The organism is Citrobacter sp. C13 (genome assembly GCF_014596815.2).
Lineage (GTDB): Bacteria > Pseudomonadota > Gammaproteobacteria > Enterobacterales > Enterobacteriaceae > Citrobacter > Citrobacter portucalensis.
Genome location: NZ_CP115024.1, coordinates 3,970,481 through 3,995,532, shown reverse-complemented (window position 1 = coordinate 3,995,532; position 25,052 = coordinate 3,970,481). Strand labels below are relative to the sequence as shown.

General features: G+C 52.9%; 22 protein-coding genes. 16 read left to right on the top strand and 6 right to left on the bottom strand.

What is annotated here, in order from left to right:
* Positions 1 to 47: 47 nt before the first annotated feature.
* Positions 48 to 1,703, bottom strand: a complete 1,656-nt coding sequence (gene sgrR, locus IB222_RS19125; RefSeq protein ID WP_148362453.1) for an HTH-type transcriptional regulator SgrR — start codon at positions 1,701 to 1,703, stop codon at positions 48 to 50.
* Positions 1,704 to 1,802: 99 nt separating this feature from the next.
* Between sgrR and sgrT the strand changes: the two genes are divergently transcribed.
* The 5 genes from sgrT to IB222_RS19100 all read left to right on the top strand — a co-directional run bounded on the left by sgrT (position 1,803) and on the right by IB222_RS19100 (position 6,675).
* The gene (sgrT, locus tag IB222_RS19120; RefSeq protein ID WP_003829577.1) at positions 1,803 to 1,931 is read left to right on the top strand and encodes a glucose uptake inhibitor SgrT; all 129 of its coding nucleotides are present in this window, start codon (positions 1,803 to 1,805) and stop codon (positions 1,929 to 1,931) included.
* A gap of 108 nt (positions 1,932 to 2,039) precedes the next feature.
* Positions 2,040 to 3,218, top strand: a complete 1,179-nt coding sequence (locus IB222_RS19115; protein WP_149384462.1) for a sugar efflux transporter — start codon at positions 2,040 to 2,042, stop codon at positions 3,216 to 3,218.
* 277 nt (positions 3,219 to 3,495) lie between these two features.
* Positions 3,496 to 4,260 (top strand): gluconate 5-dehydrogenase, encoded by a 765-nt coding sequence (gene idnO, locus IB222_RS19110; RefSeq protein WP_123268699.1) that lies wholly within the window; start codon positions 3,496 to 3,498, stop codon positions 4,258 to 4,260.
* 57 nt (positions 4,261 to 4,317) lie between these two features.
* Complete coding sequence (locus IB222_RS19105; RefSeq protein WP_003829574.1) at positions 4,318 to 5,601, top strand: MFS transporter; 1,284 nt, start codon at positions 4,318 to 4,320, stop codon at positions 5,599 to 5,601.
* Between the two features lie 81 nt (positions 5,602 to 5,682).
* A complete protein-coding gene (locus IB222_RS19100) occupies positions 5,683 to 6,675 on the top strand; it encodes a substrate-binding domain-containing protein (protein WP_126956898.1) in 993 nt (330 codons plus the stop codon).
* Between the two features lie 45 nt (positions 6,676 to 6,720).
* On the opposite strand, the gene leuD is transcribed toward IB222_RS19100, so the two are convergent.
* The 5 genes from leuD to leuL form a co-directional block, all read right to left on the bottom strand.
* On the bottom strand, positions 6,721 to 7,326 hold the full coding sequence (gene leuD, locus IB222_RS19095; RefSeq protein WP_003829572.1) for a 3-isopropylmalate dehydratase small subunit: 606 nt from the start codon (positions 7,324 to 7,326) through the stop codon (positions 6,721 to 6,723).
* A gap of 10 nt (positions 7,327 to 7,336) precedes the next feature.
* A complete protein-coding gene (gene leuC / locus IB222_RS19090) occupies positions 7,337 to 8,737 on the bottom strand; it encodes a 3-isopropylmalate dehydratase large subunit (protein ID WP_149384461.1) in 1,401 nt (466 codons plus the stop codon).
* Between the two features lie 2 nt (positions 8,738 to 8,739).
* Positions 8,740 to 9,831 carry a 3-isopropylmalate dehydrogenase gene (leuB, locus tag IB222_RS19085; protein WP_003829570.1) on the bottom strand — a complete coding sequence of 364 codons (1,092 nt, stop codon included), beginning with the start codon at positions 9,829 to 9,831 and terminating at the stop codon, positions 8,740 to 8,742.
* The gene (gene leuA, locus IB222_RS19080; RefSeq protein WP_003829569.1) at positions 9,831 to 11,402 is read right to left on the bottom strand and encodes a 2-isopropylmalate synthase; all 1,572 of its coding nucleotides are present in this window, start codon (positions 11,400 to 11,402) and stop codon (positions 9,831 to 9,833) included. Before leuA ends, leuB begins: the two co-directional genes overlap by 1 nt.
* Before the next feature lie 90 nt (positions 11,403 to 11,492).
* Entirely contained in the window at positions 11,493 to 11,579 is an 87-nt protein-coding gene (leuL, locus tag IB222_RS19075) for a leu operon leader peptide (RefSeq protein WP_048998978.1), read from the bottom strand.
* A 654-nt stretch (positions 11,580 to 12,233) separates the two neighbouring features.
* Between leuL and leuO the strand changes: the two genes are divergently transcribed.
* From leuO to mraY, 11 genes are all read left to right on the top strand, one after another.
* Positions 12,234 to 13,181 (top strand): transcriptional regulator LeuO, encoded by a 948-nt coding sequence (gene leuO / locus IB222_RS19070; RefSeq protein WP_020996231.1) that lies wholly within the window; start codon positions 12,234 to 12,236, stop codon positions 13,179 to 13,181.
* A 318-nt stretch (positions 13,182 to 13,499) separates the two neighbouring features.
* Positions 13,500 to 15,224, top strand: coding sequence for an acetolactate synthase 3 large subunit (gene ilvI, locus IB222_RS19065; RefSeq protein WP_020996230.1), 1,725 nt, complete (start codon positions 13,500 to 13,502; stop codon positions 15,222 to 15,224).
* Positions 15,225 to 15,226: 2 nt separating this feature from the next.
* On the top strand, positions 15,227 to 15,718 hold the full coding sequence (gene ilvN / locus IB222_RS19060) for an acetolactate synthase small subunit (protein ID WP_003829566.1): 492 nt from the start codon (positions 15,227 to 15,229) through the stop codon (positions 15,716 to 15,718).
* Between the two features lie 264 nt (positions 15,719 to 15,982).
* Positions 15,983 to 16,987, top strand: coding sequence for a catabolite repressor/activator (gene cra / locus IB222_RS19055; RefSeq protein WP_003018794.1), 1,005 nt, complete (start codon positions 15,983 to 15,985; stop codon positions 16,985 to 16,987).
* Between the two features lie 613 nt (positions 16,988 to 17,600).
* Positions 17,601 to 18,059, top strand: a complete 459-nt coding sequence (mraZ, locus tag IB222_RS19050; RefSeq protein ID WP_003018792.1) for a division/cell wall cluster transcriptional repressor MraZ — start codon at positions 17,601 to 17,603, stop codon at positions 18,057 to 18,059.
* 1 nt (position 18,060) lies between these two features.
* Positions 18,061 to 19,002, top strand: a complete 942-nt coding sequence (gene rsmH, locus IB222_RS19045; RefSeq protein ID WP_003018789.1) for a 16S rRNA (cytosine(1402)-N(4))-methyltransferase RsmH — start codon at positions 18,061 to 18,063, stop codon at positions 19,000 to 19,002.
* Positions 18,999 to 19,364 (top strand): cell division protein FtsL, encoded by a 366-nt coding sequence (gene ftsL / locus IB222_RS19040; protein WP_000625651.1) that lies wholly within the window; start codon positions 18,999 to 19,001, stop codon positions 19,362 to 19,364. The genes rsmH and ftsL overlap by 4 nt, the downstream gene beginning before the upstream one ends.
* A 15-nt stretch (positions 19,365 to 19,379) precedes the next feature.
* Positions 19,380 to 21,146: a peptidoglycan glycosyltransferase FtsI gene (gene ftsI / locus IB222_RS19035; protein ID WP_149384460.1), complete on the top strand. Its 1,767-nt coding sequence runs from the start codon at positions 19,380 to 19,382 to the stop codon at positions 21,144 to 21,146.
* On the top strand, positions 21,133 to 22,620 hold the full coding sequence (gene murE / locus IB222_RS19030; protein ID WP_003829536.1) for a UDP-N-acetylmuramoyl-L-alanyl-D-glutamate--2,6-diaminopimelate ligase: 1,488 nt from the start codon (positions 21,133 to 21,135) through the stop codon (positions 22,618 to 22,620). Before ftsI ends, murE begins: the two co-directional genes overlap by 14 nt.
* Positions 22,617 to 23,975 carry a UDP-N-acetylmuramoyl-tripeptide--D-alanyl-D-alanine ligase gene (murF, locus tag IB222_RS19025; RefSeq protein ID WP_003829534.1) on the top strand — a complete coding sequence of 453 codons (1,359 nt, stop codon included), beginning with the start codon at positions 22,617 to 22,619 and terminating at the stop codon, positions 23,973 to 23,975. Before murE ends, murF begins: the two co-directional genes overlap by 4 nt.
* Positions 23,969 to 25,051 carry a phospho-N-acetylmuramoyl-pentapeptide-transferase gene (gene mraY / locus IB222_RS19020; RefSeq protein ID WP_003018774.1) on the top strand — a complete coding sequence of 361 codons (1,083 nt, stop codon included), beginning with the start codon at positions 23,969 to 23,971 and terminating at the stop codon, positions 25,049 to 25,051. Before murF ends, mraY begins: the two co-directional genes overlap by 7 nt.
* The last annotated feature ends 1 nt before the right edge of the window (position 25,052 follow it).

Here is a 25,052-nt window from a genome sequence, read left to right as displayed (position 1 = left end):
CGTTAGTGTAGTGATTTTGTTGCCGGGCAGCAATTAAGAGCTGGCTCTTATGGATCCGGCGGCGCAAACCACGCCGATTTAAAATCAAACCAGCCGAGGGTATTCATGCGCAGCCCGCGCATACTGCGCTGTCCCTGAATGATCAGCCAGTGGTGGATTAATGGCACAATGGCCTTTGTGGCGAGCAGCTGTTGGCACCATGCTGCCAGGCTCATTTCGCCCGTTCGCCAGCGAGCCGCATCGTTTTCCCAGTCCCGCGAGATACAGTTTTGCAGCAAAGGGACTTCGCACAAATGGGCGAACAGTGAGAAGTCCAGCGGGAGGGTAAAGTTGGCGCTGTTGAGCCAGATATCGCTGACGATTTCACCTGCATGCCATTGATCGTAGTCGATCTCCTGAATATTCAACTGTACCTGATGCTGCGCCAGCAACGTTTTCATGATCTGCGCGATAATCCGGTGTTCGATATGATCGCGATAGTAGGTGATCGTCAGCGTTTCCAGCCCGGCGGGTTTTTCACCATGGCCAGGTTTGGCGTGGTGCCAGCGGGGAAGCAAACCGTAGGCGGGAAACCACAACCGCTGGTACTGTTCATCGGCGTGGCAGATTAAATTCGTTGGCGAGAGAACGCGGCTTGCCCACTCGCGAACCTCTTGATTAGCGCCACGGTGGCTACGCGCATCAAACAGCAGGTAGTAGCAGCCTTCTTCGAGGCGGCTTTCGATCGCCTTTTCATCCTCTGTGGGACCTTTTAGCGTCAACCCGCCGCCAGGCTCTTCTCCGATGTCGGGTAATACCCAAACGTTAACTTCGTCGATCAGCGCCCGGTAGCCAAAGTAATCATCAAATGCATGAATTTTCAGTTGGTTATTGGTATTGCGCATTACCGCATACGGACCGGTACCAATCGGGTGGCTGGAAAAGTTGTTTAGCGTTTCCCATTCTCGCGGCAGGATCATGGCCGGGACCTGCCCCAATAGCCAGGGAAGCCAGCGGTCTGGCTGGGCCAGATGGATATCCAGCGTCCAGGCCGTGGGAGAAACTATTTGCGTGATGTGTGAGTACAGTGGCAGGGTGTTAATGCGCCTCAGCGAGGCGATAACATCTTCCATTTCCAGCTCGCGGCCATGATGAAAATGGATCCCCGGGCGCAGGAAGAATCGCCAATGCAAAGGTGATATTTGCTGCCAGTGATGGGCAATGTCCGCTTCCAGTTCCCCATTTTCCTCATTTACCCGAATTAAGGCACTGAAGATTTGGCGGGCGATATGGGTTTCGGAGCGGCGTAATGCCGTACCGGGGAGCAGGTTGTGCATCGGGCGATAATAGAGAACGCGCATGATATGCCGACCCTGGCGAAAGCTGCGGCCAAGGTGGGAGACCAGCATTTGCCGGACGGCCGTTTTGTCACCGACAAGCTGCACCAGTTGATCGATACGATCCTGTTCCAGTAGGTCTTCCGCGCGCTGCTGCTGGAGCGCCAGCCCGGTATAGAGGAATGTCAGTCGCGAGCGTTTACCTCGTCCAACTTCAGCTTCCCACGTCAACCAGCCACGATCCTGCATGGTATTAAGCAGCGTACGCATATGGCGACGCGAGCAGCTCAGTAGATCCGCCAGCTCGTTGAGCGTCGTGTCTTGCGTCTTACCGTCACAGCATTGCCACAGACGGATGAACTGTTGTTGCAAACGACCAGAAGACATAAAAGGGGAACTCCTGCGGAAAACTCAGCAATTTTATAATCCCTATATTAAGCCAATAATAGATTCCGATGAAGCGATGAGACAACGAAGGGGTCATCTATGCGTCAGTTCTGGTTGAAGTACTTTACCGCGACAGAAAAATCGTCCTGGTTGGCTTGCCCGAGTGCCCCGCAGCGCTTAAAGATGCTCGAAGAGCTGATGCAGTGGGAGATGACATCTGACTCCTGAATTGGAAATTGCAGACATCATGTGTGACTGAGTATTGGTGTTAATCGCCGCGCCAGCAGGTATTATCTGCTGGCTTTTTTCGTTTCAGCTGCGCTTAAAAGGAAAGATATGCTCTGGATTATGACCATGGGACGGCGCCTCAACGGCGTTTACGCGGCATTTATGCTGGTCGCTTTTATGATGGGCGTGGCGGGGGCATTGCAGGCACCCACGCTGAGTCTGTTCCTGAGCCGTGAAGTCGGGGCGCAGCCATTTTGGGTCGGGCTGTTTTACACCATCAATGCGATTGTCGGGATCGTCGTCAGCCTTGGCCTTGCGAAACGATCTGACAGCCAGGGCGATCGACGTAAGTTGATCATGTTCTGCTGCCTGATGGCAATTGGCAATGCGTTGCTGTTTGCCTTTAATCGTCACTATCTTACGCTGATCACCTGCGGTGTGCTGCTGGCCTCGCTGGCGAACACCGCCATGCCGCAGCTGTTTGCGCTGGCGCGGGAATATGCTGATAACTCCGCGCGTGAAGTGGTGATGTTTAGCTCGGTGATGCGTGCGCAGCTTTCACTGGCCTGGGTAATTGGCCCTCCGCTGGCTTTTATGCTGGCGCTGAATTACGGCTTTACGGCGATGTTTTCCATTGCCGCAGGGATTTTTGCCATTAGCCTGGTGCTGATTGCGCTGATATTGCCGTCAGTCGCCCGGGTGGAGCAGCCTGTAGACGTGCCGCTGGAACAGACCGGCGGTTGGCAGGACAAAAATGTGCGTATGTTGTTTATTGCCTCCACGCTGATGTGGACCTGCAACACCATGTACATCATCGATATGCCGCTGTGGATAAGCCTCGAACTGGGCTTGCCGGACAAGCTGGCCGGGATTCTAATGGGGACGGCAGCTGGACTGGAAATTCCGGCGATGATTCTTGCGGGCTATTACGTGAAGCGCTTTGGCAAACGGCGAATGATGATCGCGGCCGTAGCGGCAGGTGTGCTGTTTTATCTTGGTTTGATCTTCTTTCACAGCCGTACGGCGCTGCTGGTGCTGCAACTGTTTAACGCGGTATTTATCGGTATTATCGCCGGGATAGGCATGCTGTGGTTTCAGGATCTGATGCCCGGACGTGCGGGATCAGCGACCACATTATTTACCAACAGTATTTCAACGGGAGTCATTCTGGCTGGGGTGATTCAGGGGGCTGTTGCGCAAAGCTACGGTCACTATGCCGTCTATTGGGTAATTGCGGTGATTTCGGTGGTGACGCTGTGGATGACCGGGCGGGTGAAGGATGTTTAGTCCGGTGCAATCCCGGCGTCGCTGTGCTCGACCGGACGACATTTCGTATTCGCTTTTGTCGTTATTGTAGGCCGGATAAGGCGTTTACGCCGCCATCCGGTAACCTGTCCTTACGGCCTGATCGCGTTACGCTTATCAGGTCTATCCCTCTTTTTTCATCTTGCACGTAAATGTAATGTTGATCACATAACGATCATTTTCCTCTTCCTGGATCTTCTTTTTTCTACTGTTACGCGTATACAGTTACGCGTAACAGTTATTAAAAAAGGAGTTTTTTATGAAAAACCTATTCGACCTTACCGGCAAACGCGCGTTGATTACCGGTTCCGCTCAGGGCATTGGTAACCTGCTGGCCAGCGGTCTGGCGGCGCACGGTGCTGAGATTGTGATTAACGACATCACCCAGCAGCGGGCGCAGGCGGCGGCGGACAAACTGGTGGCCGAAGGCTATCGCGCCGTTGGCTATGGATTTGATGTCACCAACGGGGAAGAGGTGGCGCGCGCCATCGCGCAAATCGAAAAGGAAGTTGGGGCCATTGATATTTTAATTAACAACGCCGGAATTCAGCGTCGTTACCCCTTCACCGAATTCCCTGAGGCTGAATGGGACAAAGTGATTGATGTAAACCAGAAATCGGTCTTTCTGGTGTCGCAGCAGGTTTCCCGCTACATGGTGCAACGCCGCCGCGGGAAGATTATTAATATCTGCTCAATGCAAAGCGAATTAGGTCGTAAAACCATTACTCCATACGCGGCGTCAAAAGGCGCGGTCAAAATGTTAACCCGTGGCATGTGCGTGGAACTGGCGGAATACAATATTCAGGTCAACGGCATTGCTCCCGGCTATTTCGCCACCGACATGACCACCGCGCTGGTCAACGATGAAGCATTCTCCGCTTGGCTGTTCCAGCGCACTCCCGCCGCTCGCTGGGGTAACCCGGAGGAGCTGATCGGCGCGGCGGTTTATCTTGCCGCGCCCGCTTCTGACTTTGTGAATGGGCATCTTCTGTTTGTGGACGGCGGCATGCTCGCCGCGGTCTGATAAATAATGGGCCGCAGTCGTGGCTTGCCAGCGAAAACAATAATCCAAGGAGTGAGTATGAATATGCTCGCAAAACTGCCAGCACGTCGCTGGTGGTATTTAATGCCGATTATTTTTATTACCTACAGCTTAGCTTATCTTGACCGCGCCAATTACGGCTTTGCCGCTGCCGCGGGTATTGAACATGACTTGGGGATTACTCAGGGAACTGCATCGTTAATTGGCGCGTTATTCTTTCTGGGCTACTTCTTTTTCCAGGTGCCGGGCGCGATGTACGCCGTTAAGCATAGCGTGCGCAAAATGATTTTTTACAGCCTGATCCTTTGGGGGCTTTGTGCCGCGGCGACCGGCTTTGTCAGCAATATCCCAACGCTGATGGCGATCCGCTTTATTCTCGGCATCGTCGAAGCGGCGGTGATGCCCGCGATGCTGATTTATATCAGCAACTGGTTTACCAAAACTGAACGCTCGCGCGCCAACACCTTTTTAATTCTCGGCAACCCGGTCACAGTGCTGTGGATGTCGATAGTCTCCGGCTACCTGATTGAAGCCTGGGGCTGGCGCGAAATGTTTATTATCGAAGGTATCCCGGCGGTGATCTGGGCGTTCTGCTGGGTGATTCTGGTACGCGACAAACCGGCGGATGCGGGCTGGTTGAGCGAGCAGGAGAAACAGGCATTACAGCAGGCGATGGATCGCGAGCAGCGCGACATCAAACCGATGCGTAACTACGGTGAAGCGATGCGTTCACGCAGCGTCATTATGCTTTGCGCGGTGCATGCGCTGTGGAGCATCGGGGTGTATGGTTTCATGATGTGGATGCCGTCAATCCTCAAAAACGCGGCTCAGATGGACATCGTGGCGGTGGGCTGGCTGGCAGCGGTGCCGTATCTGGCGGCGATCTGCCTGATGCTGACCGTCTCCTGGCTGTCCGATAAGTTCCAGAACCGTAAGCTGTTTATCTGGCCGTTGCTGCTGATTGCCGCTATCGCGTTCTTTGCCTCATGGCTGTTGGGCAACCAGTCTTTCTGGCTCTCTTACGCGCTGCTGGTTGTGGCCGCTGCCTGCATGTACGCACCTTACGGGCCGTTCTTTGCGCTGATCCCCGAACTGCTACCGCGCAACGTCTCCGGTGTCTCGATGGGGATGATCAACAGTTTTGGCGCGTTAGGGGCATTCCTCGGCGCGTGGCTGGTGGGTTACCTCAACGGCGTGACCGGCGGGCCGGGTGTCTCCTACACCTTTATGGCAATTGCTCTGCTGGCGTCGGTGGTGCTGATGTACTGCGTTCGTGCACAAAATGAAACCACGTCGCCGTCGGCTGAGATGGCTACGCGTTAAGGTTGAGCGAGGGTGCAGTCGCTAACCGGCTGTGATAAGGTTCTCTGCGAGCAGAATAGGCTGTTGGTCGTAGAGAACCTCATGAAAAACAATCGGATGACATTACAGGATATCGCTAATCTGGCCGGGCTGAATAAGATGACGGTCAGCCGCTATCTGCGTGACCCGAATCAGGTGTCGCAACGCAGCCGCGAATTGATTTCGAAAGTGATGGAAGAGAACAACTACATCCCCAACCGCGCCCCGGAAATTCTGCTCAACGCACGCAGCAAAACCATTGGTGTGCTGATCCCCTCGTTTCGTAATCAGATCTTTGCCGACGTGCTGGCGGGGATCGAATCCGTCACCTCGGCCTGCCAGTACCAGACGCTGATCGCCAACTACGAATATGATGCCGAGCGTGAAGAACGTGAGGTGCTGAACCTGCTCTCTTACAATATCGACGGCCTGATCCTCACGGGAAAGCTGCATACCGAGCGGATGATCCAGTACGTGCGCGCCAGCGGCGTACCAGTGGCGGAACTGATGGATATTAGCGGCCAGTATCTTGATATACAGGTTGGGTTTGATAACGAAAAAGCCGCGTTTGAAATGACGCAGGCTTTTATTGACAGCGGTAAACGCAGCATTGCTTTCTTTGGCTCGATGGATGACCCCCGAGACCTCAGCCGTTTTCGCGGCACCGAGAAAGCGCTGGCGGCGCAGGGACTGGAAGCGTACCACCTGGCGCCAAAAACTATTTCGTCGGTGGCGCTGGGACGCAAGATGTTCCAGCAGGCGATGGGGGAAAAGCCGGATATTGACGCTATTTTCTGTACCAACGATGACCTGGCGGTTGGCGCGCTGCTGGAGTGTCAGGCACAGCAGTACGATGTGCCGGGAAAAATGGCGATTGCCGGTTTCCACGGGCTGGAAATTGGCCGTGCGCGGCTGCAAAAAATCGCCAGTGTGATTACGCCACGCTTTGAGATTGGCAAAACGGCGGCGGATATTCTGATTAAGCGTTTGAACGGGAAAGCTGCGCCGGGCAGCGTCAATCTTGGCTACCAAATCTATTACGGCGATACGCTTTAGGCGAAGAGAAAGGGCTGGCCACAGTGCGGTGACCAGCGGAAGAGATTACTGCATAAACGCTGGCTGCTTGTCTTCGTACTCGGTGATGGCCGCTTCATGCTGCAGCGTCAGCCCGATGCTGTCCAGACCGTTCAGCATGCAGTGACGGCGGAAGTCGTCAATTTTAAAACTGTAGGATTTATCGCCTGCTTTCACCACCTGCGCTTCCAGATCCACTTCAAATTTAATGCCCGGATTGGCTTTCACCAGCGCGAACATTTCATCTACCTGCGCGTCGCTCAGGGTCACCGGCAACAGTTGGTTATTGAAACTGTTGCCGTAGAAGATGTCGGCGAAGCTTGGTGCGATAACAACTTTAAAGCCGTAATCGGTCAGTGCCCACGGCGCATGTTCGCGTGAAGAGCCGCAGCCAAAGTTTTCCCGTGCGAGCAGAATTGATGCCCCTTTATATTCCGGGAAGTTTAAAACGAACTCAGGATTCGGCTGTTGGCCCTTTTCGTCCAGGAAACGCCAGTCGTTAAACAGATGGGCGCCAAAACCGGTGCGCGTAACCTTCTGCAAAAACTGTTTAGGGATAATTGCGTCGGTATCAACGTTGGCGGCATCCAGTGGGACAACCAGGCCGGTATGCTGGGTAAATTTCTCTGCCATGGTAGTTTCCTTATTTGATGCTGCGAATGTCGGCAAAATGACCGGTTACGGCGGCAGCGGCGGCCATGGCCGGGCTGACTAAATGCGTGCGACCACCGCGGCCCTGACGACCTTCAAAATTACGGTTGCTGGTGGATGCGCAGCGTTCGCCTGGGTTCAGGCGGTCATTGTTCATCGCCAGGCACATGGAACAGCCCGGTAAACGCCATTCAAAACCGGCTTCGATAAAGATCTTATCCAGACCTTCTGCTTCCGCCTGCGCTTTCACTGGACCAGAGCCCGGCACCACCAGTGCCTGCACACCCGGCGCAACTTTGCGCCCTTTGGCGATTTCTGCCGCGGCGCGTAAATCTTCAATACGCGAGTTGGTGCAGGAACCGATGAACACTTTATCGATAGTCACTTCCGTTAACGGAATACCCGGTTTCAGCCCCATATACGCCAGCGCTTTTTCAGCTGATGCACGCTCAACGGGATCGGCAAATGACGCCGGGTCGGGAATATTATCGTTCACCGAGATGACCTGACCCGGGTTTGTTCCCCAGGTGACCTGCGGAGCGATCTCTTCTGCCTGCAGGTTAACGACGGTATCAAACGTCGCGTTGTCGTCGGTTTTCAGGGTTTTCCAGTATGTAACCGCGTGGTCAAAATCCTCGCCCTTCGGTGCGTGTAAACGACCCTGAACATAGTTAAATGTCGTTTCATCCGGTGCGACCAGACCCGCTTTGGCGCCCATTTCAATGGCCATATTGCACAGGGTCATCCGGCCTTCCATGCTCAATGCACGGATGGCTTCGCCACAAAACTCAACCACGTGTCCGGTACCGCCTGCGCTACCGGTTTTACCGATAATAGCCAGCACAATATCTTTGGCGGTAATGCCAGGGGCTGCTTTACCGTTGACTTCAATCTTCATGGTTTTGGCGCGCCCCTGTTTCAGGGTCTGCGTCGCCAGAACGTGTTCAACTTCAGAGGTGCCAATGCCAAACGCCAGTGCGCCGAACGCGCCGTGTGTAGCGGTGTGGGAATCGCCGCAGACGATGGTCATACCCGGCAACGTCACGCCTTGTTCTGGCCCCATCACGTGAACGATACCCTGATACGGATGGTTCAGGTCGTACAGCTCGACGCCAAATTCGTTACAGTTCTTAATCAGCTCCTGCATCTGGATGCGCGCCATCTCACCCGACGCGTTGATGTCTTTGGTCTGGGTAGAGACGTTGTGATCCATGGTGGCAAAGGTTTTACCTGGCTGGCGTACCTGACGGCCATGCGCGCGCAGTCCATCAAACGCCTGCGGAGAGGTCACTTCATGCACCAGATGCCTGTCGATGTACAACAGTGGGGTTTCGTTTTGCGCCTCAAAGACGACGTGCGCATCAAACAATTTTTCGTACAACGTTTTGGCCATGATTACACCCCTTCTGCGACGTAACGGGCAATGATGTCGCCCATTTCATCGGTACTGACTGCGGCAGCGCCGCGGGCTAAGTCACCGGTGCGAATGCCTTCTTCTAATGCGCGGTTGATGGCGCTCTCAATTGCGGTTGCCGCATCATTGGCATCCAGGCTGTAGCGCAGCAGCAGCGCCAGCGACAGGATCTGGGCGATAGGGTTGGCAATGTTTTTCCCGGCGATGTCCGGAGCTGAACCGCCAGCAGGCTCGTACAAACCAAAACCCTGCTCATTCAGGCTGGCGGACGGTAACATGCCCATCGAACCGGTGATCATGGCGCACTCATCGGACAGAATGTCACCAAACAGGTTAGAGCACAGCAACACGTCGAATTGGGATGGATCTTTAATCAACTGCATTGTCGCGTTGTCGATGTACATATGCGCCAGTTCAACGTCTGGGTATTCATTAGCAATTTCATTGACGATTTCGCGCCACAGAATAGACGTTTGCAGTACGTTAGCTTTATCAATCGACGTAACTTTACGGCGACGTTTGCGAGCGGATTCAAACGCGATACGTGCAATACGTTCGATCTCGAAACGGTGATAAACCTCGGTATCAAAGGCTTTTTCATGTTGTCCGCTGCCTTCGCGGCCTTTTGGTTGACCGAAGTAAATCCCGCCAGTCAGTTCGCGTACGCACAGGATGTCGAAACCGTTCGCGGCAATATCTGCGCGCAGAGGGCAAAACGCTTCCAGCCCCTGGTAGAGCTTAGCTGGGCGCAGATTGCTGAATAATTTGAAGTGCTTACGCAATGGCAGCAGCGCGCCACGCTCTGGCTGCTGGTTTGGCGGCAGGTTTTCCCATTTCGGGCCGCCAACGGAGCCAAACAGAATGGCGTCAGCTTGTTCACAGCCTTCAACCGTTGCAGGTGGCAGCGGCTGACCGTGGTTATCGATCGCGGCACCACCCACGTCGTAGTGGCTGGTGGTAATGCGCATGTTAAAACGGTTGCGGATTGCGTCCAGTACCTTCAGGGCTTGCGCCATCACTTCCGGGCCAATACCGTCACCCGGCAAAACAGCAATATGATAATTCTTCGACATCACACGGTTTCCTTGTTGTTCTCGTTGTTCTGAGCTTTGCGTTGCAATTCTTTTTCGACTTCTTCGGCGCGCCAGATGTTGTTCAGCACATGCACCATCGCTTTAGCAGAAGATTCGACGATATCTGTCGCCAGACCGACGCCGTGGAAACGACGACCGTTATAGTTGGCAACGATATCCACCTGACCCAGAGCATCTTTACCGTGCCCTTTGGCGGTCAGGCTGTATTTCACCAGTTCGATGTTGTACTCAGTTACACGGTTGATAGCCTGATAAATAGCATCGACTGGACCGTTACCGTTCGCCGCTTCGGCTTTAACTTCTTCACCGCAGGCCAGCTTGACGGAGGCGGTGGCGATGTCGTTTGAGCCGGACTGCACGCTGAAGTAATCCAGACGGAAATGCTCTGGCTCTTCCTGCTGTTTATTAATGAAGGCCAGCGCTTCCAGGTCGTAATCAAATACCTGACCTTTTTTATCCGCCAGTTTCAGGAATGCGTCATACAGGTTGTCCAGGCTGTATTCATTTTCTTTATATCCCATCTCGTCCATACGGTGTTTCACCGCGGCGCGTCCGGAACGGGAGGTCAGGTTCAGCTGTACCTGGTTCAGACCAATGGATTCAGGCGTCATGATTTCGTAGTTTTCACGGTTTTTCAGTACGCCGTCCTGATGGATGCCGGAGGAGTGGGCAAAGGCGCCGCTACCGACAATGGCTTTGTTTGCCGGAATAGGCATGTTGCAGATTTGGCTGACTAACTGACTGGTACGCCAGATCTCCTGGTGATTGATGCGGGTCTGTACATTCAGGATATCTTTACGCACCTTGATCGCCATGATCACTTCTTCCAGTGAGCAGTTACCGGCGCGTTCGCCGATACCGTTCATCGCGCCTTCCACCTGACGCGCTCCGGCGTGAACGGCTGCCAGCGCGTTGCCGACGCCCAAACCTAAATCATCATGGGTGTGTACGGAGATGATGGCTTTATCGATATTTGGTACGCGTTCATACAGGCCAGAAATGATTGCCCCAAATTCGAAAGGCATGGTGTAACCGACGGTATCGGGGATGTTAATGGTTTTGGCACCCGCGTTAATAGCAGCTTCAACAACGCGAGCCAGATCGGCGATAGGGGTACGGCCTGCATCTTCGCAGGAGAACTCCACGTCATCGGTATAATTACGCGCACGCTTAACCATGTAGACCGCGCGCTCAATGACCTCATCCAGCGTACTGCGTAATTTCGTCGCGATGTGCATCGGCGAGGTGGCGATAAAGGTATGAATACGGAAAGCTTCAGCGACTTTCAGAGATTCTGCGGCAACGTCGATATCTTTTTCTACGCAGCGAGCTAAAGCGCAAACGCGGCTGTTTTTAACCTGACGAGCGATGGTCTGAACTGACTCAAAGTCGCCCGGTGAAGAAACGGGGAAACCCACTTCCATCACGTCAACGCCCATACGCTCAAGGGCCAGCGCAATCTGCAGTTTTTCTTTCACACTCAGGCTTGCCTGTAACGCTTGTTCACCATCGCGTAAGGTGGTATCGAAAATAATGACTTGCTGGCTCATGGTTTAGGTCCTTGGTTTCTTAGGGCGCCTTGCTTCGAGCATAAAAAAACCCGCGCAACGGCGCGGGTTTTTGTCTTAACTGGAGCTGACTTAATGCTGAATGTCGTCCACCAGTCTACCGCGCAATGAAGATGCGTTTAGTAGTAGTAGACCGTTGAAACGAGCAATGTAAGTCATCAATTAAGCTCCAGGCGAATGCGATATGCTTTTAGTGGTACTGGATATGAAGACTGATGTCAACCCTCACCCTGGCAAATGCCTCACCTGAGGGGGAAAGTTTCGGCAAAACTTAAGCGAATTGTGCTGAATTTTTTGGGGTACATAAAATTAATCAGTTGATGGTTGTACATGTTTTTCATGGTTTGACATATTTGAGCATAATTATTTGCATTTATTGTAACGGCGAACTGGAGAAAACGCCGCCTCGGGGATTTTATATCCTTATGATTTATCTGTTTTTATAGTGATCATGAATGGATTGGAATGGTGTGATACCACATAATTGATAAACTAATGTTAACTTTTAATGTATTAATAATATAAACATTTAATTAAAACTTAAATATACATTCACTGTATGTATGATTGTGTATTCGCCGCGCTTATGGTTATATTGTTTTTGAAATTTAAACATATGAATCACCGTGCAGTGACACCTGCCACACTGCGCTCGCATTGGTCTTTTGTTCATTTAGGTTTGTGCCTTTATGTTTTCCTAATTTTAATGTTTTTTCTTTTTCTCATCTTATATGTATGGTAAATCATATTAACGGAGATTATTTCTTCACTCCGTCTGGGAAAAGGGAGTTTAGAGTGACAGTGGAGTTAAATATGCCAGAAGTAAAAATAATAGATAAAACAAATATTATAGATATGGGGAAACCACAGCTTCGCATGGTTGATCTTAATTTATTAACCGTCTTTGATGCGGTGATGCAAGAACAAAACATTACCCGTGCCGCGCATACTTTGGGGATGTCGCAACCCGCTGTCAGTAATGCGGTCGCGCGTCTGAAAGTGATGTTTAATGATGAGCTTTTTGTTCGTTATGGACGCGGTATCCAGCCGACAGCAAGAGCCTTCCAGCTATTTGGTTCTGTTCGCCAGGCATTGCAATTAGTGCAAAATGAACTGCCTGGATCGGGCTTTGAACCAGCCAGCAGCGAACGCGTATTCAATCTTTGCGTGTGCAGCCCATTGGATAATATCCTGACGTCATTGATTTATAATAGGGTTGAGCAAGTTGCACCAAACATTCATGTCGTATTTAAATCTTCACTCAATCAAAATACAGAGCATCAATTACGTTACCAGGAAACTGAATTCGTTATTAGCTATGAAGAGTTCCGACGTCCTGAATTTACCAGTATTCCGTTATTCAATGACGAAATGGTGTTAGTGGCAAGTAAAAAGCATCCGCGCATTAGCGGCCCTTTACTGGAAAGTGATGTCTATAATGAACAGCATGCGGTGGTGTCACTTGATCGCTTCGCATCATTCAGCCAACCGTGGTATGACACACCGGATAAACAATCCTGCGTGGCTTATCAGGGCATGGCATTAATTAGCGTTCTTAATATTGTGTCGCAAACGCATTTGGTCTCTATTGCGCCACGTTGGTTAGCAGAAGAATTTGCCGATTCTTTAGAACTACAGATCTTGCCTTTACCGTTAAAATTGAACAGCCGCACATGCTATCTTTCATGGCATGAAGCCGCAGGCCGGGATAAAGGGCATCAATGGATGGAAGAGCTGTTAGTCTCCGTTTGTAAGCAGTAGCATTTGGCAGAGTAAACCGGGCGGTACATCCTGTTTATTCTGCTTTTAAGTTTATAACTGAAATTTTATGCTGAACTCTATTTTTTACGTCTGTCCAAAAGTGTCAAAAAATAGAGTAATTGCTGTAAGCTCCCATTTTTAAGCGATTTTTTATCATACTGATTGCTTATGCTGGTTTAATTCTCCGTTTATTCGCGTCTTTCCTCCTTTTTATTCTTATTTACTCCAGTGCCACCCCTTCGGAGTCAATTGCCATGCGTCATCGTCAGCGGTTAATGTGTTGTTAAACAGTAATTCATTATAAGAGTGAGGCAAGCCATGGAGATGTTGTCTGGAGCCGAGATGGTCGTCCGATCGCTCATCGATCAGGGTGTGAAGCAGGTATTCGGTTATCCCGGGGGGGCCGTTCTCGATATTTATGATGCGCTGCATACGGTCGGCGGTATTGATCATGTGCTGGTTCGCCATGAACAAGCTGCGGTACATATGGCTGATGGCCTTGCGCGCGCCACGGGAGAAGTGGGTGTTGTATTAGTTACCTCCGGACCGGGGGCGACCAACGCGATTACCGGAATCGCAACGGCTTACATGGATTCCATTCCGCTGGTGATCCTCTCCGGACAGGTCGCAACGTCGCTGATTGGCTACGATGCCTTCCAGGAGTGCGACATGGTAGGTATATCCCGCCCGGTGGTAAAACACAGCTTCCTGGTCAAACAAACGGAAGATATCCCACAGGTGCTGAAAAAAGCCTTCTGGCTGGCAGCAAGCGGTCGCCCAGGACCGGTGGTGGTGGATTTGCCGAAGGATATTCTGAATCCGGCGAAGAAACTGCCTTATAGCTGGCCGGACTCGGTGAGTATGCGCTCGTATAATCCGACGACGACGGGACATAAGGGACAGATCAAACGGGCGCTACAGACGCTGGTCGCGGCGAAGAAACCGGTTGTCTATGTGGGCGGTGGAGCGGTCAATGCTGCTTGCCATGAGCAGTTAGCTCAGATTGCTGAAGCGCTGAATCTGCCGGTTGTCTCCTCGCTAATGGGGTTGGGCGCGTTTCCGGCCACGCATCGTCAGGCGCTGGGTATGTTAGGGATGCACGGTACCTACGAAGCGAATATGACCATGCATCATTCCGATGTGATCTTTGCTGTCGGCGTTCGCTTTGACGATCGAACGACGAATAACCTGGCAAAATATTGTCCGAATGCGACCGTGCTGCATATCGACATCGATCCGACCTCTATTTCTAAAACCGTTACTGCGGATATTCCGATTGTGGGTGATGCCCGTCTGGTGCTGGATCAAATGCTCGAACTGCTGGAGCAGGAGAAATCACAGCAGCCACTGGATGATAACCGTGACTGGTGGCAACAGATTGAGCACTGGCGCGCCCGTCAGTGTCTGAAATATGACACGCAAAGCGAAAGCATTAAGCCGCAGGCGGTGATTGAAACCATCTGGCGTCTGACGAAAGGGGAGGCGTATGTGACCTCTGACGTTGGCCAGCATCAGATGTTTGCCGCACTTTATTATCCGTTCGATAAACCGCGTCGCTGGATTAACTCAGGCGGCCTCGGCACGATGGGATTCGGTTTACCCGCGGCGTTAGGGGTGAAAATGGCGTTGCCGGATGAAACGGTAGTGTGCGTCACCGGGGATGGCAGCATTCAGATGAATATCCAGGAGCTGTCGACGGCGCTGCAGTATGAACTGCCGGTGCTGGTGCTCAACCTTAACAACCGTTATCTCGGCATGGTCAAACAATGGCAGGATATGATCTACTCCGGGCGTCACTCTCAGTCTTACATGCAGTCGCTGCCCGATTTTGTGCGCCTTGCTGAGGCTTATGGGCATATCGGTATCCAGATTAATCATCCAGATGAACTGGAGAGCAAGCTGGGTGAAGCGCTGGAGCATGTGCGTAACCATCGCCTGGTGTTTGTCGACGTCACCGTCGACGGCAGTGAGCATGTCTACCCGATGCAGATTCGTGGGGGTGGGATGGATGAAATGTGGCTAAGCAAAACGGAGAGGACCTGATTATGCGCCGGATATTATCAGTATTGCTGGAAAACGAGTCGGGTGCATTATCGCGGGTGATTGGCCTCTTCGCCCAGCGTGGTTACAACATTGAAAGCCTGACCGTCGCGCCGACCGACGACCCGACCTTATCGCGGATGACGATTCAGACGGTAGGGGATGAGAAAGTCCTTGAGCAGATCGAAAAGCAGCTCCACAAACTGGTGGATGTTCTGCGCGTTAGCGAGCTGGGGCAGGGTGCCCACGTTGAACGAGAAATCATGCTGGTGAAAATCCAGGCCAGCGGTTATGGCCGGGAGGAGGTGAAACGCAACACGGAGATTTTCCGCGGGCAAATCATCGACGTGACGCCGTCTATCTACACCGTACAACTGGCGGGCACCAGCGACAAGCTGGATGCGTTTCTGGCAACCCTACGTGAAGTCGCCAAAATTGTGGAAGTTGCTCGTTCCGGTGTGGTGGGACTCTCCCGTGGCGATAAAATTATGCGCTAATCGTCAACCGTAGGCCTGGTAAGCACAGCGATATCAGACCTCATCGTGGAGGTCATGCCGGATAGCGGCATAAACGTCTTATCCGGCCTACATGTAACGTACCCGTTTGCGCTGATGCTACCTGCTGCGCTTTTTTTTGCGAAATCAGCAGTAACCAGAGACAAAAGCGGTTGCCGCAGTCATTATTCTGCGCTTAGATGTTAAGAAGTTTAACCCATGCCATCTAAAAGGTTATGGTTTGTACATTTTACGCAAGGGGCAATTGTGAAACTGGATGAAATCGCTCGGTTGGCCGGCGTTTCGCGAACGACTGCAAGCTACGTTATTAATGGCAAAGCAAAGCAATATCGCGTAAGCGACAAAACGGTTGAAAAAGTCATGGCGGTGGTGCGTGAGCATAATTACCACCCGAATGCCGTGGCGGCCGGGCTGCGTGCTGGACGCACACGTTCTATCGGGCTGGTGATCCCGGATCTTGAGAACACAAGCTATACCCGGATCGCAAACTATCTGGAACGCCAGGCGCGTCAGCGTGGGTATCAGCTGTTGATTGCCTGCTCTGAAGATCAGCCGGATAACGAAATGCGCTGTATTGAGCATCTTTTACAGCGCCAGGTCGATGCCATTATTGTGTCGACTTCTTTGCCGCCTGAGCATCCGTTCTACCAACGCTGGGCAAACAGTTCATTCCCGATTGTGGCGCTGGACCGTGCACTGGACCGCGAACATTTTACCAGCGTTGTGGGTGCGGATCAGGATGATGCGGAAATGCTGGCAGAGGAGTTACGCAAATTCCCTGCTGAAACCGTCCTCTATCTGGGCGCGCTTCCTGAATTATCCGTCAGTTTCCTGCGCGAGCAGGGTTTTCGTACCGCGTGGAAGGACGATCCGCGTGAAGTCCATTTCCTGTACGCCAACAGCTATGAGCGGGAAGCAGCTGCGCAGTTGTTTGATAAATGGCTGGAAACGCACCCAATGCCTCAGGCGTTGTTTACCACGTCGTTTGCCCTGTTGCAGGGCGTGATGGATGTGACCCTGCGTCGTGATGGGCAACTGCCGTCTGATTTAGCGATTGCGACTTTTGGCGATCACGAACTGCTCGACTTCCTACAGTGCCCGGTACTGGCAGTGGCACAGCGCCATCGCGATGTCGCAGAACGCGTGCTGGAGATTGTACTGGCAAGTCTGGACGAACCGCGTAAACCAAAACCAGGTTTAACGCGTATACGGCGTAATCTGTACCGTCGTGGTATTCTCAGCCGTAACTAAGTTTCCTCAATTGATGACGTCGGCGGGATAAGCCTCTGACGTCATCAATTTTTCTATTCTCAGAAATAACCGCATTATATTTAAGAATATTCTTTAGAATTATCTGAAATTCATTCTTGAAATACCCCGAATTAAAAATGCAACTATCCATTTTTGGGTTATTGATACGTAACGACGCGTTACGCTTGTATTATTTTGTTACATGCTTGTATGGATTTGCCGAATTAACAAACACTTTGCTCTCGTATTGCGGCCATCTGGTGCTTACCTCGACTCTGCGCGGCGTACAGACCGATTAACTGGTACTGTTAACTCGCTGCATATTGTCCTAAAATGCCGCTCGCGTCGCAAACTGACACTTTATATTTTCTTTGGATGATATTCAGTTGTTTTAAACAATGATGAGTTGTTGGATTTTTTTCTTACAAATATTCATGACGTTAATTTGCTTCGTTTGCTGTACGGAATTTGTTCAACGCTGATATTAGCCGTAAACAATGGGTTTTTTGCTCCGCTAAGCGCCGTGACTTGCTTGACAAGGTTTTCCTCCGCTCCGTAAACTCCTTTAAGTGGGAATTTGTGGGATAAAGTGGTAATTGGGGGTGAGACTGGCATGTTCCGGGGAGCAACGTTAGTTAATCTCGACAGTAAAGGGCGCTTATCCGTGCCTACCCGTTATCGGGATCAACTGCTTGAGAGCGCTACCGGTCAAATGGTTTGCACCATTGACATCCATCACCCGTGCCTGCTGCTGTACCCCCTGCCTGAATGGGAAATAATCGAGCAGAAGCTATCGCGTCTGTCGAGCATGAATCCAGTTGAGCGTCGCGTACAGCGCTTATTGTTGGGTCATGCCAGCGAATGTCAGATGGATAACGCTGGTCGATTACTGATAGCACCCATTCTGCGGCAACACGCAGGGCTAACGAAAGAAGTGATGCTGGTTGGGCAGTTCAATAAGTTTGAGCTGTGGGATGAAACGACCTGGTATCAACAGGTCAAGGAAGATATCGACGCTGAGCAGTCTGTTACTGGCGCGTTGTCGGAACGATTGCAGGATTTGTCTCTATAAAATGACGGAAAATTATAAACATACAACGGTGTTGCTGGATGAAGCCGTAAACGGCCTGAATATTCGTCCAGACGGCATCTACATTGACGGGACATTTGGTCGCGGTGGCCACTCACGTCTGATCCTCTCCCAGCTTGGCGAAGAGGGACGTTTACTGGCAATCGATCGCGATCCGCAGGCTATTGCCGTTGCAAAAACGATTACCGATCCCCGTTTCTCCATCGTACATGGACCTTTCTCTGCGCTGGCTGACTATGTCGCCGAGCGTGGACTGACCGGTAAGATCGACGGGATTCTACTCGATCTGGGCGTTTCTTCACCGCAGCTCGATGACGCAGAGCGCGGTTTCTCGTTTATGCGTGACGGTCCGTTAGACATGCGTATGGACCCAACACGCGGTCAGTCAGCGGCCGAATGGCTGCAAACCGCCGATGAAGCAGACATTGCCTGGGTGATTAAAACCTTTGGCGAAGAGCGCTTCGGCAAACGCATTGCGCGCGCCATCGTCGAGCGCAACCGCATCGAACCGATGACCCGCACCAAAGAACTGGCGGAAGTCATTGCGGCGGCAATGCCGGTGAAGGACAAATTCAAACATCCCGCGACCCGTACCTTCCAGGCGGTGCGCATTTGGGTGAACAGTGAACTGGAGGAGATAGAGCAGGCGCTAAAAAGCTCGCTCAGCGTGCTGGCTCCAGGTGGTCGCCTTTCGATCATCAGTTTCCATTCGCTTGAAGACCGCATTGTGAAACGCTTTATGCGTGAACAAAGCCGTGGTCCTCAGGTACCGGCTGGAATACCGATGACCGAAGCGCAGATCAAAAAGCTGGGCGGCCGTGAGTTAAGAGCACTAGGCAAGATGATGCCGGGTGAAGAAGAGGTAGCTGAGAATCCTCGTGCCCGTAGTTCAGTTCTGCGTATTGCAGAGAGGACGAACGCATGATCAGCAGAGTGACAGAAGCCCTAAGCAAAGTTAAAGGATCGATAGGAAGCAACGAGCGCCATGCCTTGCCTGGCGTGATCGGTGACGATCTTTTGCGGTTTGGGAAGCTGCCACTCTGCCTGTTCATTTGCATTATTTTGACGGCGGTTACCGTCGTGACAACAGCCCACCATACGCGGTTACTGACCGCGCAGCGTGAGCAGCTGGTTCTGGAGCGAGATGCGCTGGATATCGAATGGCGTAACTTGATCCTTGAGGAGAACGCGCTCGGCGACCATAGCCGTGTTGAACGGATCGCAACGGAAAAGCTGCAAATGCAGCATGTCGATCCCTCACAAGAAAATATCGTAGTACAAAAATAAGGATAAACGCGACGCATGAAAGCAGCGGCAAAAACGCACAAACCAAAACGCCAGGAAGAACAAGCCAACTTTATCAGTTGGCGTTTTGCGTTACTGTGCGGCTGTATTTTGCTGGCACTGGGTTTTCTGCTGGGTCGCGTTGCCTGGCTGCAAATCATCGCGCCAGACATGCTGGTGCGTCAGGGTGATATGCGCTCTCTACGCGTCCAGGAAGTGTCTACATCACGCGGAATGATTACCGACCGCTCTGGTCGCCCGCTGGCGGTGAGCGTTCCGGTTAAAGCTATATGGGCCGACCCGAAAGAAGTACATGATGCAGGCGGCGTGAGCGTTGGCGAACGCTGGAGAGCGCTGTCAACCGCGCTGAATCTCCCGCTCGATCAACTGGCTTCCCGCATTAACGCTAACCCGAAAGGGCGCTTTATCTATCTGGCGCGTCAGGTAAACCCTGACATGGCCGACTACATCAAGAAACTGAAGCTGCCGGGTATCCACCTGCGCGAAGAATCCCGCCGTTACTATCCTTCCGGAGAAGTGACTGCTCACCTCATAGGCTTTACTAACGTTGACAGCCAGGGGATTGAAGGCGTTGAGAAGAGCTTCGATAAGTGGCTCACCGGACAACCGGGTGAACGTATTGTACGTAAAGACCGTTATGGCCGCGTCATTGAAGATATCTCCTCTACCGACAGCCAGGCGGCGCATAACCTCGCGTTGAGCATTGATGAGCGTTTACAGGCACTGGTTTACCGCGAACTGAATAACGCCGTGGCGTTCAACAAGGCGGAGTCAGGCAGTGCGGTACTGGTGGATGTAAACACCGGTGAAGTGCTGGCCATGGCCAACAGTCCGTCCTACAACCCGAACAATCTCACCGGTACGCCAAAAGACGCGATGCGTAACCGTACCATCACCGACGTGTTTGAACCGGGTTCTACCGTTAAACCGATGGTGGTGATGACCGCGCTGCAGCGTGGCGCGGTACGCGAAAATACCGTCCTCAACACTATCCCTTACCGAATTAATGGTCACGAAATCAAAGACGTGGCGCGTTATAGCGAATTAACCCTCACCGGGGTTTTGCAGAAGTCGAGTAACGTCGGTGTTTCCAAGCTGGCGTTAGCGATGCCGTCCTCAGCGTTAGTAGATACTTACTCACGTTTTGGGCTGGGAAAAGCGACCAATTTGGGGTTGGTCGGAGAACGCAGTGGCTTATATCCTCAAAAACAACGGTGGTCTGACATAGAGAGGGCCACCTTCTCTTTCGGCTACGGGCTAATGGTAACACCGTTACAGTTAGCGCGAGTCTATGCAACGATCGGCAGCTACGGCGTTTATCGTCCACTGTCGATTACCAAAGTTGACCCTCCTGTTCCGGGCGAGCGTATCTTCCCGGAAGATACCGTGCGTACCGTCGTGCATATGATGGAAAGCGTGGCGCTGCCCGGCGGCGGCGGCGTGAAGGCGGCGATTAAAGGCTATCGTATCGCCATTAAAACCGGTACAGCGAAAAAAGTAGGGCCAGATGGCCGCTACATCAACAAATACATTGCTTATACCGCAGGTGTTGCGCCTGCGAGTCAGCCGCGCTTCGCGCTGGTTGTTGTTATCAACGATCCGCAGGCGGGTAAATACTACGGTGGCGCCGTTTCCGCGCCGGTCTTTGGTGCCATCATGGGCGGCGTACTGCGTACCATGAACATCGAGCCGGATGCGCTGACAACGGGCGATAAAAATGAATTTGTGAATAATCAAGGCGAGGCAACAGGTGGCAGATCGTAATTTGCGCGACCTTCTTGCTCCATGGGTGCCGGGTGCACCGGAGCGAGCACTGCGGGAGATGACGCTTGACAGCCGTGTGGCTGCATCGGGCGATCTCTTTGTCGCAGTATTGGGTCATCAGGCGGACGGGCGTCGGTATATCCCGCAGGCGATAGCGCAAGGTGTGGCTGCCATTATTGCAGAAGCAAAAGATGAAGCTACTGATGGTGAAATCCGTGAAATGCACGGCGTTCCGGTCATCTATCTCAGTCAGCTTAACGAACGTTTATCTGCACTGGCAGGCCGTTTTTACCATGAGCCTTCTGAGAAAATGCGTCTGGTCGGTGTGACCGGGACCAACGGTAAAACTACCACCACCCAATTGCTGGCACAGTGGAGCCAACTGCTTGGCGAAACCAGCGCGGTAATGGGAACAGTAGGCAATGGCCTGCTGGGCAAAGTGATCCCGACGGAAAATACCACCGGTTCAGCAGTTGATGTCCAGCATGTGCTGGCGGGGCTGGCAGCGCAGGGCGCAACGGTTGGCGCGATGGAAGTCTCTTCACACGGTCTGGTTCAGCATCGCGTGGCGGCGCTGAAGTTTGCCGCATCAGTATTTACTAACTTAAGCCGTGACCATCTCGACTACCACGGCGACATGGAACATTATGAAGCCGCGAAATGGCTGCTGTATTCCACGCACCATTGCGGTCAGGCCATCGTCAATGCGGATGATGACGTCGGTCGTCGCTGGCTGGCGAAACTCCCGGATGCGGTTGCCGTTTCGATGGAAGACCACATCAACCCGAACTGTCATGGTCGTTGGTTAAAAGCGGTTGACGTGAAGTATCACGACAGCGGGGCAACGATTCGTTTTACCTCCTCATGGGGCGACGGCGAAATTGAAAGCCGCCTGATGGGGGCGTTTAACGTCAGCAATCTTCTGCTGGCGCTGGCAACGCTGTTGGCACTGGGCTATCCGTTAGCTGATTTACTGAAAACGGCGACACAATTGCAGCCGGTTTGCGGACGTATGGAAGTGTTCAGCGCGCCGGGTAAAACCACCGTGGTGGTTGATTACGCCCATACGCCAGATGCGCTGGAAAAAGCGCTGCAGGCGGCACGTTTGCACTGTACAGGCAAACTGTGGTGCGTCTTTGGCTGCGGCGGCGATCGCGACAAAGGCAAACGTCCGTTGATGGGCGCAATCGCCGAGCAGTTTGCAGATGTTGTCGTGGTGACTGATGACAACCCACGTACCGAAGAGCCGCGCGCCATTATTAACGACATTCTGGCGGGTATGCTGGATGCCGGACAGGCGAAGGTGATGGAAGGGCGCGCAGAAGCCGTGACAAACGCCATTATGCAGGCGAAAGAAAACGACGTGGTGCTGGTGGCCGGGAAAGGTCACGAAGATTACCAGATCGTTGGCTCGCAGCGTCTCGACTATTCTGACCGCGTGACCGCAGCGCGTCTGCTGGGGGTTATCGCATGATTAGCGTAACGCTCAGCCAACTGGCGGAGATCCTCCGTGGCGAACTGAAAGGGGCCGATCTGACCCTTGATGCCGTAACAACCGATACGCGTAAAGTGACGCCGGGCTGCCTGTTTGTGGCGCTGAAAGGCGAACGCTTTGATGCCCATGATTTTGCAGACAAAGCGCAAGAGAGCGGGGCGGGTGCGCTGCTGGTCAGCCGCCCGTTGGACACCAACCTGCCGCAGCTGATTGTTAAAGATACGCGTCTGGCGTTTGGTGAACTGGCGGCGTGGGTTCGCGCTCAGGTTCCGGCGCGCGTTGTCGCGTTGACCGGCTCATCCGGTAAAACGTCCGTCAAAGAGATGACGGCTGCCATTCTGAGCCAGTGTGGTAACACCCTATATACCGCGGGCAATCTGAATAACGACATCGGCGTACCGATGACGCTGCTGCGCTTAAACAACGATTACGACTATGCCGTGATTGAGCTCGGCGCCAACCATCAGGGCGAAATCGCCTGGACCGTCGGCCTGACGCGTCCGGAAGCGGCGCTGGTGAACAACCTGGCCGCCGCGCACCTGGAAGGCTTCGGCTCTCTGGCGGGCGTTGCGAAGGCAAAAGGTGAGATTTTTACCGGCCTGTCTGCGAACGGTATCGCCATTATGAATGCCGACAACAACGACTGGTTGAACTGGCAAAGCATCATCGGCGATCGCAAAGTCTGGCGCTTCTCCCCGAATGCGGCCAACAGCGACTTTTCTGCGACCAACGTTCATGTGACCTCGCATGGCACGGAATTTTCTCTGCAAACGCCGACCGGAAGCATTGATGTCCTGCTGCCGTTGCCGGGTCGCCACAATATCGCTAACGCCCTTGCGGCGGCGGCGCTTTCTATGGCGGTAGGCGCGACGCACGAGGCGATCAAAGCGGGTTTGAAAGATCTGCAGGCGGTACCAGGACGTCTGTTCCCGATTCAACTCGCAGAAAATCAGCTGCTGCTGGACGACTCCTATAACGCGAACGTCGGTTCGATGACCGCAGCGGTGCAGGTGCTGTCTGAAATGCCGGGCTATCGCGTACTGGTCGTTGGCGATATGGCAGAGCTTGGCGCAGAAAGTGAAGCATGCCATGTACAGGTAGGTGTTGCTGCGAAAGCAGCAGGTATCGACCGTGTACTGAGTACAGGAAAACTGAGTCAGGCAATTAGCGACGCCAGTGGCGTTGGCGAACATTTTGCGGATAAAAGCGCGCTGGCCGCGCATCTTAAAGCATTGATTGCAGAACATCAGGTCATGACGATTTTAGTGAAGGGTTCACGTAGTGCCGCCATGGAAGAGGTAGTACGCGCATTACAGGAGAATGGGACATGTTAGTTTGGCTGGCCGAACATTTGGTCAAATATTATTCCGGCTTTAACGTCTTTTCCTATCTGACGTTTCGCGCCATCGTCAGCCTGCTGACCGCGCTGTTCATCTCTTTGTGGATGGGCCCGCGCATGATTGCCCGCTTGCAAAAAATGTCCTTTGGACAGGTTGTACGTAACGACGGTCCTGAATCGCACTTTAGTAAACGTGGTACGCCAACCATGGGCGGGATCATGATCCTCACCGCGATTGTTATCTCCGTTCTGTTGTGGGCATATCCGTCGAACCCGTACGTATGGTGCGTGCTGGTGGTATTGATTGGCTACGGCATTATCGGTTTTGTCGATGACTACCGCAAAGTGGTGCGAAAAGATACCAAGGGCCTGATTGCTCGCTGGAAGTACTTCTGGATGTCGGTGATTGCGCTGGGTGTAGCCTTTGCGCTGTACCTCGCCGGTAAAGATACCCCGGCTACCGAGCTGGTGGTGCCGTTCTTTAAAGATGTCATGCCGCAGTTGGGGCTGTTCTACGTGCTGCTGGCGTACTTCGTGATTGTGGGTACTGGCAACGCGGTAAACCTCACCGATGGCCTGGATGGTCTGGCGATTATGCCGACCGTGTTCGTGGCAGCGGGTTTTGCGCTGGTGGCATGGGCGACCGGTAACATGAACTTTGCCAACTATCTGCACATTCCCTATTTACGCCATGCCGGTGAGTTGGTGATCGTCTGTACGGCGATTGTCGGCGCGGGGTTAGGCTTCCTGTGGTTTAACACCTATCCGGCGCAGGTCTTTATGGGCGACGTCGGTTCGCTGGCGCTGGGCGGCGCGCTGGGCATTATTGCCGTGCTGCTGCGTCAGGAGTTCCTGCTGGTAATCATGGGCGGCGTATTTGTTGTGGAAACGCTGTCGGTCATTTTGCAGGTTGGCTCCTTTAAGCTGCGCGGACAGCGCATCTTCCGTATGGCGCCGATTCACCATCACTATGAACTGAAAGGCTGGCCGGAACCGCGCGTAATTGTGCGCTTCTGGATTATTTCGCTGATGCTGGTGCTGATTGGCCTGGCAACGCTGAAGGTACGTTAAT

Excerpts from the sequence above, each read along its gene's own strand:
- ilvI (WP_020996230.1), top strand. The coding sequence starts at position 13,500 with ATGGAGATGTTGTCTGGAGCCGAGATGGTCGTCCGATCGCTCATCGAT.
- idnO (WP_123268699.1), top strand. The coding sequence starts at position 3,496 with ATGAAAAACCTATTCGACCTTACCGGCAAACGCGCGTTGATTACCGGT.
- IB222_RS19115 (WP_149384462.1), top strand. The coding sequence starts at position 2,040 with ATGCTCTGGATTATGACCATGGGACGGCGCCTCAACGGCGTTTACGCG.
- ilvN (WP_003829566.1), top strand. The coding sequence starts at position 15,227 with ATGCGCCGGATATTATCAGTATTGCTGGAAAACGAGTCGGGTGCATTA.
- ftsL (WP_000625651.1), top strand. The coding sequence starts at position 18,999 with ATGATCAGCAGAGTGACAGAAGCCCTAAGCAAAGTTAAAGGATCGATA.
- leuO (WP_020996231.1), top strand. The coding sequence starts at position 12,234 with ATGCCAGAAGTAAAAATAATAGATAAAACAAATATTATAGATATGGGG.
- leuA (WP_003829569.1), bottom strand. The coding sequence starts at position 11,402 with ATGAGCCAGCAAGTCATTATTTTCGATACCACCTTACGCGATGGTGAA.
- leuB (WP_003829570.1), bottom strand. The coding sequence starts at position 9,831 with ATGTCGAAGAATTATCATATTGCTGTTTTGCCGGGTGACGGTATTGGC.
- leuD (WP_003829572.1), bottom strand. The coding sequence starts at position 7,326 with ATGGCAGAGAAATTTACCCAGCATACCGGCCTGGTTGTCCCACTGGAT.
- leuL (WP_048998978.1), bottom strand. The coding sequence starts at position 11,579 with ATGACTTACATTGCTCGTTTCAACGGTCTACTACTACTAAACGCATCT.
- rsmH (WP_003018789.1), top strand. The coding sequence starts at position 18,061 with ATGACGGAAAATTATAAACATACAACGGTGTTGCTGGATGAAGCCGTA.
- IB222_RS19105 (WP_003829574.1), top strand. The coding sequence starts at position 4,318 with ATGAATATGCTCGCAAAACTGCCAGCACGTCGCTGGTGGTATTTAATG.
- murF (WP_003829534.1), top strand. The coding sequence starts at position 22,617 with ATGATTAGCGTAACGCTCAGCCAACTGGCGGAGATCCTCCGTGGCGAA.
- mraZ (WP_003018792.1), top strand. The coding sequence starts at position 17,601 with ATGTTCCGGGGAGCAACGTTAGTTAATCTCGACAGTAAAGGGCGCTTA.
- IB222_RS19100 (WP_126956898.1), top strand. The coding sequence starts at position 5,683 with ATGAAAAACAATCGGATGACATTACAGGATATCGCTAATCTGGCCGGG.
- sgrT (WP_003829577.1), top strand. The coding sequence starts at position 1,803 with ATGCGTCAGTTCTGGTTGAAGTACTTTACCGCGACAGAAAAATCGTCC.
- leuC (WP_149384461.1), bottom strand. The coding sequence starts at position 8,737 with ATGGCCAAAACGTTGTACGAAAAATTGTTTGATGCGCACGTCGTCTTT.
- mraY (WP_003018774.1), top strand. The coding sequence starts at position 23,969 with ATGTTAGTTTGGCTGGCCGAACATTTGGTCAAATATTATTCCGGCTTT.
- ftsI (WP_149384460.1), top strand. The coding sequence starts at position 19,380 with ATGAAAGCAGCGGCAAAAACGCACAAACCAAAACGCCAGGAAGAACAA.
- sgrR (WP_148362453.1), bottom strand. The coding sequence starts at position 1,703 with ATGTCTTCTGGTCGTTTGCAACAACAGTTCATCCGTCTGTGGCAATGC.